Source organism: Paraplanobispora takensis, assembly GCF_016863195.1.
In the GTDB taxonomy this organism is placed as follows: Bacteria; Actinomycetota; Actinomycetes; order Streptosporangiales; family Streptosporangiaceae; genus Planobispora; species Planobispora takensis.
The window spans coordinates 39,459-53,775 of sequence record NZ_BOOK01000039.1 but is presented as its reverse complement, the minus strand read 5'-3'; the positions used below and the strand labels follow the sequence as shown (position 1 = coordinate 53,775).

The 14,317-nt window shown below is 73.2% G+C and carries 12 protein-coding genes; 6 read left to right on the top strand and 6 right to left on the bottom strand.

Annotated features, from left to right (window positions below; all coding sequences use genetic code 11):
• Window positions 1–33: 33 nt before the first annotated feature.
• Together Pta02_RS27175 and Pta02_RS27170 are read left to right on the top strand one after the other, a co-directional pair.
• On the top strand, window positions 34–1,641 hold the full coding sequence (locus Pta02_RS27175; RefSeq protein ID WP_203877784.1) for a CocE/NonD family hydrolase: 1,608 nt from the start codon (window positions 34–36) through the stop codon (window positions 1,639–1,641).
• 82 nt (window positions 1,642–1,723) lie between these two features.
• Window positions 1,724–3,460 (top strand): histidine kinase N-terminal 7TM domain-containing diguanylate cyclase, encoded by a 1,737-nt coding sequence (locus Pta02_RS27170; protein ID WP_203877783.1) that lies wholly within the window; start codon window positions 1,724–1,726, stop codon window positions 3,458–3,460.
• A gap of 25 nt (window positions 3,461–3,485) precedes the next feature.
• Here the strand turns inward: Pta02_RS27170 and Pta02_RS27165 are convergent, their stop codons facing one another.
• Window positions 3,486–4,880 carry an NAD(P)H-quinone dehydrogenase gene (locus Pta02_RS27165; protein WP_203877782.1) on the bottom strand — a complete coding sequence of 465 codons (1,395 nt, stop codon included), beginning with the start codon at window positions 4,878–4,880 and terminating at the stop codon, window positions 3,486–3,488.
• Window positions 4,881–5,033: 153 nt separating this feature from the next.
• Here Pta02_RS27165 and Pta02_RS27160 point away from each other — a divergent pair, with 153 nt between their 5' ends.
• The 4 genes from Pta02_RS27160 (at window position 5,034) to Pta02_RS27145 (ending at window position 9,690) form a co-directional block, all read left to right on the top strand.
• A complete protein-coding gene (locus tag Pta02_RS27160) occupies window positions 5,034–5,486 on the top strand; it encodes a gamma-glutamylcyclotransferase family protein (protein ID WP_203877781.1) in 453 nt (150 codons plus the stop codon).
• A 97-nt stretch (window positions 5,487–5,583) separates the two neighbouring features.
• Window positions 5,584–6,387 (top strand): purine-nucleoside phosphorylase, encoded by an 804-nt coding sequence (locus tag Pta02_RS27155; protein ID WP_203877780.1) that lies wholly within the window; start codon window positions 5,584–5,586, stop codon window positions 6,385–6,387.
• Between the two features lie 93 nt (window positions 6,388–6,480).
• A complete protein-coding gene (locus Pta02_RS27150; RefSeq protein ID WP_203877779.1) occupies window positions 6,481–8,121 on the top strand; it encodes a phospho-sugar mutase in 1,641 nt (546 codons plus the stop codon).
• 144 nt (window positions 8,122–8,265) lie between these two features.
• On the top strand, window positions 8,266–9,690 hold the full coding sequence (locus Pta02_RS27145; RefSeq protein WP_203877778.1) for an ATP-binding protein: 1,425 nt from the start codon (window positions 8,266–8,268) through the stop codon (window positions 9,688–9,690).
• Window positions 9,691–9,709: 19 nt separating this feature from the next.
• Here Pta02_RS27145 and Pta02_RS27140 read toward each other — a convergent pair whose 3' ends face one another.
• The 5 genes from Pta02_RS27140 to Pta02_RS27120 form a co-directional block, all read right to left on the bottom strand.
• Window positions 9,710–10,444 carry a PH domain-containing protein gene (locus Pta02_RS27140; protein ID WP_203877777.1) on the bottom strand — a complete coding sequence of 245 codons (735 nt, stop codon included), beginning with the start codon at window positions 10,442–10,444 and terminating at the stop codon, window positions 9,710–9,712.
• Window positions 10,445–10,469: 25 nt separating this feature from the next.
• A complete protein-coding gene (locus Pta02_RS27135; RefSeq protein ID WP_203877776.1) occupies window positions 10,470–11,549 on the bottom strand; it encodes an adenosine deaminase in 1,080 nt (359 codons plus the stop codon).
• 91 nt (window positions 11,550–11,640) lie between these two features.
• Window positions 11,641–11,994: a cupin domain-containing protein gene (locus tag Pta02_RS27130; protein ID WP_203877775.1), complete on the bottom strand. Its 354-nt coding sequence runs from the start codon at window positions 11,992–11,994 to the stop codon at window positions 11,641–11,643.
• A gap of 48 nt (window positions 11,995–12,042) precedes the next feature.
• Window positions 12,043–12,675, bottom strand: a complete 633-nt coding sequence (locus tag Pta02_RS27125; protein ID WP_203877774.1) for an AMIN-like domain-containing (lipo)protein — start codon at window positions 12,673–12,675, stop codon at window positions 12,043–12,045.
• 174 nt (window positions 12,676–12,849) lie between these two features.
• A complete protein-coding gene (locus tag Pta02_RS27120; RefSeq protein ID WP_239131257.1) occupies window positions 12,850–14,271 on the bottom strand; it encodes an MFS transporter in 1,422 nt (473 codons plus the stop codon).
• Window positions 14,272–14,317: the final 46 nt, after the last annotated feature.

The following is a 14,317-nucleotide window of genomic DNA, read 5'->3' as shown; positions in this document are numbered from 1 at the left end:
GGACCGGTCGGCGACGACGGCAGGAGACGGCCCATGAGACGTCCGCACCCCCGACCCGCCACCGCCGCCGTCGTGGCCGCGGCGCTCCTGTGCTCCGTCTGGAGCCCGGCCTCCGCCACGGCGGCCTCCCTCCGGCCGGCCCGGGACACGGTCTCCGTCCGGACCGCCGGGGACGCGGCGGCACCGTCCATCCGGTTCGTCACCATCCCCGGCGCCGGAGGCACGAAGCTCGCGGCCAACGTCGTCACGCCCGGCGGCCGGGACGGCGGGCGCCGCCATCCGGTCATCGTGCTGCCCACCAGCTGGTCCGTGCCGCAGGTGGAGTATCTCGTCCAGGCGGAGAAGATGGCCCGCGCCGGCTACGTGGTGGTCAGCTACAACACCCGCGGTTTCTGGCAGTCCGGCGGGAAGATCGACGTCGCCGGTCCCCGGGACGTCGCCGACGCCTCGAAGGTCGTCGACTGGGCGCTGCGGAACACCCCCGCCGACCCGCGCAGGGTCGGCATGGCCGGCGTCTCCTACGGCGCGGGCATCAGCCTGCTGGCCTCGGCCTTCGACCGCCGGGTCAGGGCCGTCGTCGCGATGAGCGGCTGGGCCGACCTCGTGGCCTCCATCTACAGCGGCCGCACCCAGCACTCCCAGGCGTCGGCGATCCTGGTCGGCTCCGGCTTCGTCACCGGGCGTCCCAGCGCGGAGCTGCAGCGGCACATGCGGGGCTTCTTCCGTTCGGAGCTGAACCGGGAGGCCGAGATGATCGCGTGGGCCCGGGTGCGCTCCCCCGCCACCCACCTGTCCAGGATCAACGCCAACGGTCCCGCGATCATGCTGGGCAACGCCTGGGGCGAGTCGCTGTTCCCGCCGAACCAGTACGCGCGCTTCTACGAGAGGCTCACCGGCCCCAAGCGCCTGGAGCTGCGGCCGGGCGACCACGCCACCCCCGAGGCGACCGGCCTGCTGGGGCTGCCGAACGACGTGTGGAGGAACTGCCGGCGCTGGTTCGACCACCACCTCAAGGGCGCGGACAACGGCATCGACCGGGAGGACCCCGTCCGGGTCCTGCCTCGCACCGGCGGCGGCTACGAGGGCTATCCCACCTGGCGGGCCCTGACCTCGGCCACCCGGAGGGTCCCGCTCACCGGCACCCGGCGGATAGCGGCGGACGCCGACTCGGGCGCGAACGGCGGCACGGTGTTCCTGTCCGGCATCCTCGACCAGTTCGCCAAGGCCCCGCCGGAGGTGACGGTCCCCCTGCTGCCGCGCTCACGGGCCGCCGTCTGGCAGTCTCCGCGCCACGCGGACGGCCTGCGCGTGCGCGGCACGGTGAAGCTGCACACCACGATGACCGCCACCCGGGAGAGCGGCACCGTCATCGCCCACCTCTACGACGTGGGCCCGGGCGGCGGGGGCAGGCTGATCACGCACGCGCCGTTCACCTTCCACGGCCGGACACCCGGCCGTGCCTCCGGCCTCGATCTGGAGCTGTTCTCCACGGCCTACGACGTCCCGGCCGGTCACCGGCTCGCCCTCGTCGTCGACACCGCCGATCCGCTCTACATCGAGCACAACCCGCCGGGCGCCGGGCTCACCTTCTCCTCCCCCGCCGGCAACCCGTCGTACGTCTCGATCCCCCTGCGCGGCTAGGACCGGCTCAACTCCTCCGGCGCGCTGCCGATGGGACATCGACGAAGTGTGCCGCGAGCGCGTCGAAGAGGGGGATGACACCGTGCCGGTACTGATCGCGATGTTCACACTGGCGGCCGTGGTGGCCGCCGGCGTGGCCGCCATCGGCTGGACCCGGTGGCGCCGGGCGCCGCTGTTCGGGGTGTTGTCGGTCTTCTCCACCGGCGTCGCCCTGTGGGCGGTCTCCGACGTGATCGCCTTCCTGGTCGTCGACCCCGGTGAGGCGCTGCTGTGGGGCAGCATCCTGTTCCCCGCGGAGTCCGTCGTCACCGCCGGGTTCTTCTGCCTGGCGGCGACGGTGGCGGACCGCGCCTGGCGGGTCTCGTGGCGTACGGTGACGCCGCTCCTGATCGAGCCGGCGATCCTGATCGCCCTGATCGCGACGAACCCGTGGCACCGGCTGCTCATCCCGGGAGTCACCAGGGCGGCGTGGCAGGGGGAGTTCATCCTCCAGATCGGGCCGCTCTACTGGCCGCACGTCGTCTACGGCTACGTCCTGGTGCTGGTGGCCCTGTTCCGGGTGGCCCGCGCCCGCCGCCGGGTCCCGCGCGAGCAGCGCTGGATCTACAACTGGACTCTCTGCACCGCGCTGCCGCCGATGCTGATCAACCTGGTCGGCCTGCCGCTGGAGGGCCGTTACTCGGACATGACCTCCGTCGGGTTCGCCATCACGGTGATCATCGCCTACCGGATGGTGGCGCATCCGACCCTGCCGGAGCAGATCCCCGTGGGACGCCAGCAGGTGTTCGACACGCTCTCCGACGCGGTCATCGTGACCGACCGGTGCGGCCGGATCCTGGACCACAACCCCGCCGCCCGCCGGCTGGCGGAACGGATCCGCCCGGCCGCGGCGCGCGGGTCCGCCCCGCCCTCCGCCGGGTCGTCCGATCCGCCCGCCGTACCCTCCGCCGAGCCGCCGGTACCGCCCGCGGCACTCTCCACCGGATCGCCCGTACCGCCCGACGCGTCCCTCACCGGATCGCCGGCCCGCGAGATCTTCGGCGCGGACCTGCATCTGCGGGAGGAGACCGAGACCGACCAGGCCCTCACCGACGTGGCGGGCAGCGGGGTCGACCTGCACCTGCGGATCAGCCCGCTGCACGACCGCAGGGGCAACGCCATCGGCTGGGCCCTGGCCGCCAGGGACGTGACCGAGGCCAACCGGCTGCGCCGCGAGGTCGAGGAGGCCAACGCGCTGCTGCGCGAGCAGGTCGTCCGGGACCCGCTGACCGGCCTGTACAACCGCCGTCACCTGATGGACACCCTGCCGGGGCAGCTGGCCGAGGCCGCCGCCGGCGGGACCCCGCTGACCCTGGCCGTCGTCGACGTCGACCACTTCAAGCGGGTCAACGACACCTACGGCCACGCCGCCGGCGACGCCGTCCTGATCGGCGTCGCCCGGCTGCTGGCCTCCGGCGTCCGGCACGACGACATCGTGGCCCGCCTGGGCGGGGAGGAGTTCGTGATCGTCCTGCCCGGCGCGAGCGGCGAGGTGGCCCGCGCCCGCCTGGAGGAGATCCGTGAGCTGGTGGCGCGGTCCCGGACCCGGGCCGGCGAGCACCGGCTGCCGGTCACCGTCAGCATCGGCCTCGCCTCCTTCCCCGGCTTCCGGAGCGTCGACGGGCTGCTCGACGCCGCCGACGGGGCCCTCTACGCCGCCAAGGAGCGGGGCCGCAACCGCGTCGAGCAGGCCGCCCTGCCGCCGCGGGACGTCATCGCCGTCCCGCACCCGGCCGGCGGGCCGGACCGGGTGGGCGCGAGGGGTGCGGACGGCCGGTGAGCGCCGGACCGCGTGAGCGCCGTCGTCAGATGCCGGTGGGGGTCATCGGCTGCATCAGGCGGCGCGCGGCCTCGGTGATGGAGCCCGACAGCGACGGGTAGACCGCGAAGGTGTGGGCGACCTGGTCCACGGTGAGGCGCTGCTGCACGGCCACCGAGACCGCCAGGATCAGCTCGGAGGCGCGCGGGGCGACCACGACGCCGCCCAGGATGATGCCGGTGTGCGGGCGGCAGAACAGCTTCACGAAGCCGTCGTGGAAGCCCTGCATCTTGGCCCGGGCGTTGGTGGCCAGCGGGAGCTTGACCACGTTGGCGTCGATCTCGCCGGCCTCGATCGCCTTCTGGGCGACGCCCACCGCGGCGATCTCGGGGTCGGTGAAGATGTTGGAGGCCACGGTGGCCAGGCGCAACGGCTGGACGGCCTCGCCGAGGGCGTGCCAGACGGCGATGCGGCCCTGCATGGCGGCGACCGAGGCGAGCATCAGCACGCCGGTGCAGTCGCCGGCCGCGTAGACGCCCGGCGCGGAGGTGCGGGAGACCTTGTCCACCTGGATGAACCCGCCCCGGTCGAGGGTGACCCCGGCCTCCTGCAGGCCGATCCCCGCGGTGTTGGGGACCATGCCGACGGTCATCAGGCAGTGGCTGCCCTCGGCGGTCCTGCCGTCCTCCAGCGTGACCACCACTCCGTCGGCGGTGCGCTTGACCGACTCGGCGCGGGAGCGGCCCATGACGTTCATCCCGCGGCGCCGGTAGACCTCCTCCAGGACCTCGGCGGCGTCGGCGTCCTCGTTCGGCATCATCCGGTCGCGCGAGGACACGAGCGTCACCTCGGAACCGAGCGAGCGGTAGGCGCCGGCGAACTCCGCGCCGGTGACGCCGGAGCCGACCACGATGAGGTGCTCGGGCAGCTCCTCCAGGTCGTACATCTGCCGCCAGGTGAGGATGCGCTCGCCGTCGGGCTCGGCGGTGGGCAGGATGCGCGGGGTGGCGCCGGTCGCCACGATCACGACGTCGGCCCGGATCGTCCGGTCGCCGGCCCGGACCACCTGCGGGTCCACCAGCCGCCCCGGAGCCCTGACCACCTCGACGCCCTCGGCGGCCAGCCGCGCGGCGATGTCGGCGGACTGCGCCTGGGCCAGCTCCTTCACACGCGTGTTGACCAGCGGCATGTCCGCCACCGGGCTGCCCACGTCGCCGTCGGGGCCGCCGCTGTAGTGCACGCCGAGGGCGGCGGCGTCGAGCAGCGCCTGCTTCCGGACGGAGGTCGCGATCAGGGTCTTGGACGGCACGCAGTCGGTGAGCACGCAGGCCCCGCCGGGACCGTCCTGCTCGACCACGGTGACCTGTGCCCCGAGTTGCGCCGCCACCAGGGCCGCCTCGTATCCGCCGGGCCCGCCACCGATGATCACGATCCTTGTCACGTCCCCCATTGTCCCGCATCGCCGGACCGCATCACCGCCCGGTCCCCCTCGGTGACGGCCCGGAATCAGGGAAACCACCCATATTCGGAGAAAATTAGCGGCGCGCCGCCGGAGAGTGAGCATCTCCGCGATCGTGGATTACTCTTGGATGCCGTGCCTGTCTACGCCGCCTATGGCAGCAACATGGACCCCAAGCAGATGGCCCAGCGGGCCCCGCACTCCCCCATGCGGGGGTCGGGCTGGCTGCAGGGCTGGCGTCTGACCTTCGGAGGGGACGACCTCGGCTGGGAGGGCGCGCTCGCCACCATCGTCGAGGATCCCGCCGAAGAGGTCTTCGTCGTCCTCTACGACGTCCCCGAGTGGGACGAGACCTCCCTCGACCAGTGGGAGGGCGCCATCCGCGGCCTCTACCACAAGGTGCGGCTGCGGGTGCAGACCCTGGACGGCGAGGTCGTGGCCTGGTTCTACGTGCTCGACGGCTACGAGGGCGGCCTGCCCTCGGCGCGCTACCTCGGCATCCTGGCCGACGCCGCGGAGCACGCCGGAGCCCCCGACGACTACGTCAAGGCGCTGCGCGGCCGTCCCTGCACGTCGCTGGGCGGCTAGCGGACGACACGCCGCCGGGCGGCCGGTGGGCACGTCACCGGGCGACGCGACGCGCCCCCGGCGTGGTCCGGGGGACCGGACGAGTACGCTCGGTGAGGTGACCAATGACCCTTATGCACTCGCCACGGACGCCGCGATCGCGCTGAGGAGCGCCACCGGAGTCGATTCCTTCGACGTCGCGCTGGTGATGGGGTCGGGCTGGGTCCCGGCCGCCGACGCGATCGGAGAGACCCTCGCCGAGATCCCGGTGACCGACCTGCCCGGGTTCACCCCCGCCGCCGTGGCCGGTCACGCGGGCCGGATCCGCGCCGTGCGGACCGCGACGGGCGCGAGCGCCCTGATCCTCCTCGGCCGCACCCACCTCTACGAGGGCCGGGGCGTCGAGCCGGTCGTGCACGGCGTGCGGACCGCGATCAAGGCCGGGGTGCGCACGGTCGTGCTGACCAACGCCGCGGGCGGCCTGCGCCCGGAGACCCAGAAGGTCGGCGAGGCGATCCTGATCAGCGACCACATCAACCTGACCGGCGCCAACCCCCTGACCGGCGCCACCTTCATCGACCTCACCGAGGTCTACTCCCGGCGGCTGCGCGCCCTGGTCCGCGAGGTCGACCCCGGCATGGCCGAGGGCGTCTACATCGCCTTCCGCGGCCCGACCTACGAGACCCCGGCCGAGATCCAGATGTGCCGGACCATCGGCGGCGACATGGTGGGCATGTCCACCGTGCTGGAGGCCATCGCGGCCCGCGAGGGCGGCGCCGAGGTGCTCGGCATCTCCCTGGTCACCAACCCGGGCGCCGGTCTGGTCGGCGAGCCGCTGAACCACCAGGAGGTGCTGGAGGTCGGCCGCGCCACCGCCACCCGGATGGGCGAACTGCTCGGCCAGGTCGTCAGCAAGCTGTAAGCGGCCGCGGGCCCCGTCCGACCGGGCACGGGCCCCGCGGACTCCAGGCACAACCGGCGGGGGCGATCCCCCCGCCCCGGAGCGTGAGGTGACATGAGCAGCGATCTCGTACGGCTCGCACAGGCCTGGCTGGCCCAGGACCCGGACCCGCAGACCCGGGCCGAACTGGAGGCCCTCCTCTCCGGCGGCGACGAGACGGCGCTGCGCGACAGGTTCCAGGCCAAGCTGGAGTTCGGCACCGCCGGGCTCCGCGGGGAGCTGGGCGCCGGGCCCAACCGGATGAACCGGGTCACCGTCATGCGCGCCGCCGCCGGCCTGGCCGCCGTCCTCGGCCCCGACCGGCACGTCGTGATCGGCTACGACGCCCGCTACAACTCCGACGTCTTCGCCCGCGACACCGCGGCCGTGCTCACCGGCGCGGGGCTGCGGGCGTCGCTGCTGCCCGCCCCGCTGCCCACCCCCGTGCTGGCCTTCGCCGTACGGCACCTGGGCGCGGACGCGGGCGTGACCGTCACCGCCAGCCACAACCCGCCCCGGGACAACGGCTACAAGGTCTACTGGGGCGACGGCTCCCAGATCGTGCCGCCGATCGACGCGGAGATCTCCGCGGCCATCGACGCCGCCGGGCCGGTCTCCGAGCTTCCCCTCGGCTCTCCGTCCGACCCCGCCTGGACCGATCTCGGCGAGGAGATCGTCGCCGCCTACCTGGACGCGGTGACCCTGCTGCCGCTCGGTGAGGACCGCGACCTGCGGGTGGCCTACACCCCCCTGCACGGCGTCGGCGGCGTCACGCTCACGGCCGCGTTCCTGGCCGCCGGGTTCGCGAGCCCGGTGACCGTGAAGGCCCAGGCCGATCCCGATCCGGACTTCCCCACCGTCTCCTTCCCCAACCCGGAGGAGCCCGGCGCGATGGACCTCGCGCTGGAGCTGGCCGGGCAGATCGACGCCGACATCGTGCTGGCCAACGACCCGGACGCCGACCGCTGCGCGGTGGGCGTGCCGCTGCCCGGCGGCGGCTACCGGATGCTCACCGGCGACGAGGTCGGCGCGCTCCTGGGCGAGCACGTGATCGCGAGCACCTCCGGCGACCGGCTGGTGGCCACCACCATCGTCTCCTCGTCCCTGCTCGGCAAGATCGCCGCGGAGTACGGCGTGCGCTACGCCGAGACCCTCACCGGCTTCAAGTGGATCATGAAGGCCGGTGACGGCATGGTCTTCGGCTACGAGGAGGCGCTGGGCTACAGCGTCGGCTCGGACACCGGCCTGCCCGTCCACGACAAGGACGGCATCGGCGCGGCCCTGACCGTCGCCGGCATGGCCGCCCGGGCCAAGCGCGAGGGCCGCACCCTGCTCGACCTGCTCGACGACCAGGCCCGCAGGTACGGCCTGCACGCCACCTCCCAGCTCTCGGTCCGGGTCGCCGACCTGTCGCTGATCGCCGGGGCCATGGCCCGCCTGCGCGCCACCCCGCCCGCACAGCTCGGCGGCCGCGCGGTCGAGTCGGCCGAGGATCTGAGCCTGGGCGCGGGCGGCCTGCCGCCCACCGACGGCCTGCGGTACGTCCTGGCGGGCGGCGCCCGCGTCGTGGTCCGGCCCTCGGGCACCGAGCCGAAGCTCAAGTGCTATCTGGAGGTCGTCGTCCCGGTGGACGGCGAGGTCGCCGGCGCGCGGGCGCAGGCCGTACGGGATCTCGACGCCCTGAAGACGGACCTGTCCGCCGTCCTGGGTCTGTAGCCGTCCGGGGTCGGGCCGTCCGGCCGTCCCCGGCGGGAGTCTGAGCGCATTTGGTCATCTCATGGAGGAGACGGCCGCTTGCGATGGTCTCGGGACGGAGAGTCTCACTGCGGAGAGTCTCACGGCCGAGACCGTCGGAGGGCGATGGACCGGTTCATTGAAAGGCCTGCTGAGCTGGGAAAACTCCAGCTTCTGCTGGACCGGGTGGAGTCGGGCGGCAGAGGGGGGCGGCCCGGGCGGGCCGTCCTGATGCGCGGGCGCCGCCGCGTCGGCAAGTCGCGCCTGGTGGAGGAGTTCGCCCGCCGCTCGGGCGTCCCCTGCGTGTTCTACTCCGCTCCCCCCGGGTCACCGGCCCAGCAGCTGCGCGAGTTCCTCGCCGCGGCCGGCGCCTCCGGCCTCCCCGGCGACGGGGGCCTGGCCGGGCGGTCCGCCGGGTCGTGGCAGGACGCGCTGGCCCTGGTGGCCGCGGCCCTGCCCCAGGACGCCCCGAGCATCCTCGTCGTGGACGACCTGCCGCACCTGCTGGCCGCCGACCCGGACTTCGAGGGCACGCTGCAGGTGACGTTCGCCCGCGAGCTGTCGCGCCGCCCGGTGCTGCTCGTCCTCGTCGGCTCGGACCTGCCGGTGATGGAAGCGGTCAACCGGCCCGGCCGGCCGTTCTACATGCGGGCCACCGAGATGGTGGTCCACCCCCTGACCCCCGCCGACGTGGCCGACGCCCTGGAACTGCCCGCGGCCGAGGCCGTCGACGCCCGCCTGGTCTCCGGCGGCCTGCCGATGATCTGCGGGAGGTGGCCGCGGGGGCTCACGACCGGGGAGTACCTCCGGCGCGCCCTGGCCGACCCCGCCTCGGCGCTGGTGGTGACCGGCGAGCGCGCCCTCGCCGCGGAGATGGCCCCGGACGCGCAGGCGCGGGCCGTGCTGAACGCCGTCGCCTCGGGGGCGCGCACCCACTCCGCCATCGGCCGCGCCGTCCCCGAGGTCCCCCGGGCCTCGCTCAACCGGGCGCTGCAGTCCCTGGTGGACAGGCGGCTGGTCGTCGCCGACCTGCCGCTGGCCACCCGGCCCTCACGCGAGACCCGCTACCGGGTCGCGGACGCGCATCTGTGGTTCTGGCTGTCCTTCGTCGGCCCCGGGCTCCCGGAGATCGAACGGGGGCGGGGCGACCTCGCCCTCGCCCGTGTGCTCGGCTCCTGGGACTCCTGGCGCGGCGCGGCCGTGGTCCCCCTGGTCAGGCAGTCGCTGCGGCGGATGGACGGGCTGCCCCGGCGCACGGGCGCGGTCGGCGGCTACTGGACCCGCACCGGCGACCCGGAGATCGACATCGTGGGGGCGGACCGCGAGCCGGTCGGCGAGACGATCACCATGGTCGGCGCGGTCACCTGGCGCGAGGACCGCCCCTTCGACCGGCGCGACCTGCACGAGCTCATCATCCGCCGCTCGAAGCTGCCCGGCGCCGGCGCCGAGGTCCCGCTCTTCGCCGTCTCCCGGAGCGGTACGGAGACCGCCGAGGTCAGGCTGGTCACCCCCGACGACCTCGTCGGCGCCTGGCGTCCCCGGGGGAGCTGACCCCCCGCGGGGAGGCGGCTCAGGAGACGATGACGGCGGCCACGATGAGGACGAGCGCGGCCCCGACGGCGGCCAGGGCGTCCGGGGCCCAGCCGATGCGCAGTGCTCCGGCACCGGCCGCGGTGGAGCCGCCGGAGGCCGTCGGATCGGTGGAGGCCGTCGAGCCGGCCGGGCCGGACGCCGCTCCGCCGGGTTCGGCGGGGGTTCCCGATGCGGCCGGGGACGCGGGTCCGGGGCGGGAGGCGGCGGAGCGGCGGGCGGCCTCGGCCCGCTCGGTGATCTGCTGTGCCACCCAGTCGGCGTGGGTCCTGCCCGACAGCGCCTCGGCCGCGGCCTGCTCCCCCTTGGTGCGGACGGGCTCGGTCGCGAAAGCGCCGCGCTGCGGGGCGGACTGCCCGCGCCGTGTGGCCGCCGCCCGCTCCCTGGCCGTGGTCTGGGGCGTCCAGCAGCGGACGACCCGCCCCGCCGCGGTGATCGTGATCGCGTGGGAGACCACGACGTCGTCCACATCCGCCCAGGGCACGGAGACGGTCCTGAAGGGGTTGCGGACCCGCAGGCTCTCCTCGGTCAGGATGACCGCCGGGCGCAGGCAGGTGATGTAGACCAGCGCCGTCAGCACGCCCAGCACCGCCGCCGCGACCATCGAGGACGGCCCGCTGTAGCGGATGATCAGGTCGGCCGCGCTGAGTGCGGCGAAGACCATCCACACCCAGCCGAGGATCAGGGCGAGCTTCGACCGGAACACCTGTCTCATCGGGCCCGCCTCACCGGGCGCCCGCTCACGCCTGCCATTTGAGCCGCGCGAACCCGGGCTTGATGACCCCGTTGATGAGCGCCAGGCGGTCGTCGAAGGGCAGGAAGGCCGACTTCATGGCGTTGATGGTGAACCACTGCATGTCGTCCCAGCCGTAGCCGAACGCCTCCACCAGCTTGGCGAACTCCTGCGAGACGGTCGTCGCGCTCATCAGCCGGTTGTCGGTGTTGACGGTGACCCGGAAGTTCAGGCGCCGCAGCAGCCCGATCGGGTGCTCGGCGATGGAGGAGGCGGCGCCCGTCTGCAGGTTCGAGGTGGGGCACATCTCCAGCGGGATGCGCTTGTCACGGACGTAGGCCGCCAGGCGGCCGAGCTTGGGCTCGCCGTCACCGGACACCGCGATGTCGTCGATGATCCGCACGCCGTGGCCCAGCCGGTCGGCGCCGCACCACTGGATCGCCTGCCAGATGGACGGCAGGCCGAAGGCCTCGCCGGCGTGGATGGTGAAGTGGGCGTTCTCCCGCTGCAGGTATTCGAACGCGTCCAGGTGGCGCGTGGGCGGGTAGCCCGCCTCGGCTCCGGCGATGTCGAACCCGGCCACGCCGACGTCGCGGTAGCGGACCGCGAGCTCGGCGATCTCCATGGACCTGGCCTGGTGACGCATCGCGGTCAGCAGCGTGCCCACCCGGATGCCCCGGCCCTCGGAGCCGATCCTGAACCCCTCCAGAACGGCCTCGATGACCTCCTCCAGGCTCAGCCCCCGGGAGGTGTGCTGCTCGGGCGCGTAGCGCACCTCCGCGTAGACCACGCCGTCGTTCGCGAGGTCCTCGGCGCACTCGGCGGCGACCCGGACCAGCGACTCGCGCGTCTGCATGACGCCGACCGTGTGGTCGAAGGTCTCCAGGTAGCGCTCCAGCGAACCCGAGTCGGAGGCCTCCTGGAACCAGGTCCGCAGGCTGTCCGGGTCGGTCGTGGGCAACCGGTCGTAGCCGGTCTCGCGGGCCAGGTCGACGATGGTCTCCGGCCGCAGACCACCGTCGAGGTGGTCGTGGAGCAGGACCTTCGGGGCCCGGCGGATCTCCTCAAGGGTGGGTGGCTGGCTCATCTCGTCATCCTACTGTCAGGGTCCCGTCGGCGATCTGCGTCGATCAGGCGGTCAGGTGGTCAGCTGGTCGTTCGGTCACCGCGTCACCGCGTCACTCGTCGCGGTGGACCGTCTCGGGAGAGAAGGCGGGCAGGCAGACGGCGACGTACTCCGCGCCCTCGGAACCGCAGCTGTAGCGGATCTTCTCCCCCGGCTCGCACGCGAACGCCTGACCGGCGTGGACCTCGGTGACGCCCTCGGCGTGCTCCACGATGACCGTACCCTTGAGCACCAGGGTGTACTCGGCGAACTCCGGCGCCTGGGCGGGCTCGTCCCATCCGGCCGGGGCCGTCATGTGCGCGATCGAGATCGCGCTCTCGCCGCTGTTGACCCGGCCGACGTACTCGTCGATGACCTTGCCGCCCGGGACGGGGATCCGTGTCGCGCTATCGATTTTCCGTACCATCAGACCATTTTGTCACCGGCCCGGCCGGGCCCCTCAGTGGGCCACGCCTCAGTGGGCGACGTCGATGACCAGCCGGTTCGGCGAGCGGTACTCCTTCACGCGGAACCCCGCCCGGTGCTCCAGCACGATGCCGACGCCGACCACGGCCTCGAAGTCACCGGTCTTGACGACGTTCTTCACGTTGCCCAGGCCGGCTTTGAAGATCGGTCCGCCCTTCCAGGTCGGCGCCCCGTCCTCGTCGTGGGCGTTGGCCGGGATGATCGTCACCTGGAGGTAGGCCCCGCCCTCGACCTCGATGGGCTCGCCCGACCCGTCCTGGACCAGCTCGGGCACCCACTCGACCCGGTATCCCGGCAGGTCGCCCCGGTAGTCGACGACCACCCGGTCGAAGCCCCGGTGCTCGGCGTAGCGCACGCCGGTGACGATCGGCGGCTCGTCCAGGCTCCGCTTGACCTCCACCGTCCGGGTCCCGGTCGGCGGCTTGAGGTCGGCCGGCCCCACCGACCGGTCCGAGGAGGAGCCCGGCGAGGAGTCCGGGGAGACCGGCTCAGGAGCGGCCGTGGTCTCGGCGGTGCTCTCCTGCGCGGCGGGCGCGGAGGTGGCCCGGGTCGCCTCGCCGCCGCAGCCGGTCAGCAGCAGGACGAGGGGGACGAGGGCGAACGCGGCACGGGAACGGTTCATGTGGGCCTCCTGCCTGGTAGGACGTGCCATACCCATGAAAGGTTCAGCCACATCTCCCTGTCCGCGGGGTGGATATCGAGACGGCATGGGAGAGGCCGCCGCGGAGGGCGGGCCCTCCGCGGCGGCGGGATCAGTCCTCTTCCGGGCCCCGGTCGCGGAAGGGGAACGCGGTCCTCAGACGGTCTCCAGGACCTTCTCCTCCTCCCGCACGGCCGTACGGGATCCCAGCAGGCCGGTGAGGGAGATGCCGAGCCCGACCAGGCCGAGGATCGCGGAGACCGCGATCGCGGCGTGGAAGCCGTCCAGCGGGTCGGCGCCGGTGCTGGAGGTCAGCACCGCCGTCACCACCGCCAGCACGACCGCGCCGCCGACCTGACCGGAGGTGTTGAGCAGGCCGGAGGCCAGTCCCTGCTCGTCGTCGGCCACGCCGTTGGTGGCCTGGATGTTGAGTGAGGGGAAGGACAGGGCGAAGGCGACGCCGAGCAGGACCATGCCGGGGATGATCAGCGTGGCCAGGCTGGGGGCGCCGTCCAGGCGCAGGAAGAACGCGTATCCCCCGGCCAGCGCCGCCGAGCCGATCACGATCAGCCGGGCGGTGCCGAAGCGGTCGGCCAGGTCCCCCATCTTGGTGGACGTCACGGCCACCAGCAGGCCGGCGGGCAGGAACGCCAGCGCGGTCTCCAGGGCGGACCAGTGCAGGAAGTTCTGGAAGTACTGCATCGCCACGAACTGGAAGCCGACGTAGGAGCCGAACAGGATCACCAGCCCGAGGTTGGCCCGGACGATCGGTCCGGAGCGCAGGATGCCCAGCCGTACCAGCGGGTGCCTGACCTTCAGCTCGGCGATGACGAAAACGGCCAGCAGGGCGGCGGCGCCGAGCAGCGATCCGATGGTGCGGACCGATCCCCAGCCGGCCTCGGGGGCCTCCACCACGGTGAAGACCAGCAGCAGCATCGAGGCGGTGATGGTCACGGCGCCGATGAGGTCGTGACCGCCCTCGGCCCGCTCCTCGCGGTGCCTGGGCAGGAACTTCAGCGCCGCGACCAGGGCGATGATCGCGACGGGGACGGGCATGAGGAACGTCCAGCGCCAGTTGAGGCTGGTCAGCAGGCCGGAGATGACCAGGCCGAGCGAGAAGCCGCTGGCGCCGGAGGCGGTGAAGATGCTGAGGGCCCGATTGCGGGCCGGGCCCTCGGCGAAGGTGGTCGTGATGATGGACAGGGCGGCGGGGGCCGTGAAGGCGGCGCTGATGCCCTTGACGAACCGGGCGGCGATCAGCAGACCGCCGTCGTCCACGATGCCCCCGAGGAGGGAGGCCACGGCGAAGACCGCCAGCGCGACGAGGAACACCCTGCGCCGCCCGAGCAGGTCGGCGGTGCGGCCCCCGAGCAGGAGCAGTCCGCCGTATCCGAGCACGTAGCCGCTGACCACCCATTGCAGGGCGGAGGTGGACAACCCGAGGTCCGCCTGGATGGAGGGAAGGGCGACGCCGACCATGGAGACGTCGAGGGCGTCGAGGAAGACGACCGCGCACAGGACCGCCAGGGCGGCCCACAGGCGCGCGTCCCAGCGTCCTTCATGGGAGGAAGGGATCATGGGGCCCAACAATACATGCATACGCATCTAATGCAAGAGAATTTAA

Excerpts from the sequence above, each read along its gene's own strand:
- Pta02_RS27175 (WP_203877784.1), top strand. The coding sequence starts at position 34 with ATGAGACGTCCGCACCCCCGACCCGCCACCGCCGCCGTCGTGGCCGCG.
- Pta02_RS27150 (WP_203877779.1), top strand. The coding sequence starts at position 6,481 with ATGAGCAGCGATCTCGTACGGCTCGCACAGGCCTGGCTGGCCCAGGAC.
- Pta02_RS27145 (WP_203877778.1), top strand. The coding sequence starts at position 8,266 with ATGGACCGGTTCATTGAAAGGCCTGCTGAGCTGGGAAAACTCCAGCTT.
- Pta02_RS27140 (WP_203877777.1), bottom strand. The coding sequence starts at position 10,444 with ATGAGACAGGTGTTCCGGTCGAAGCTCGCCCTGATCCTCGGCTGGGTG.
- Pta02_RS27135 (WP_203877776.1), bottom strand. The coding sequence starts at position 11,549 with ATGAGCCAGCCACCCACCCTTGAGGAGATCCGCCGGGCCCCGAAGGTC.
- Pta02_RS27130 (WP_203877775.1), bottom strand. The coding sequence starts at position 11,994 with ATGGTACGGAAAATCGATAGCGCGACACGGATCCCCGTCCCGGGCGGC.
- Pta02_RS27125 (WP_203877774.1), bottom strand. The coding sequence starts at position 12,675 with ATGAACCGTTCCCGTGCCGCGTTCGCCCTCGTCCCCCTCGTCCTGCTG.
- Pta02_RS27120 (WP_239131257.1), bottom strand. The coding sequence starts at position 14,271 with ATGATCCCTTCCTCCCATGAAGGACGCTGGGACGCGCGCCTGTGGGCC.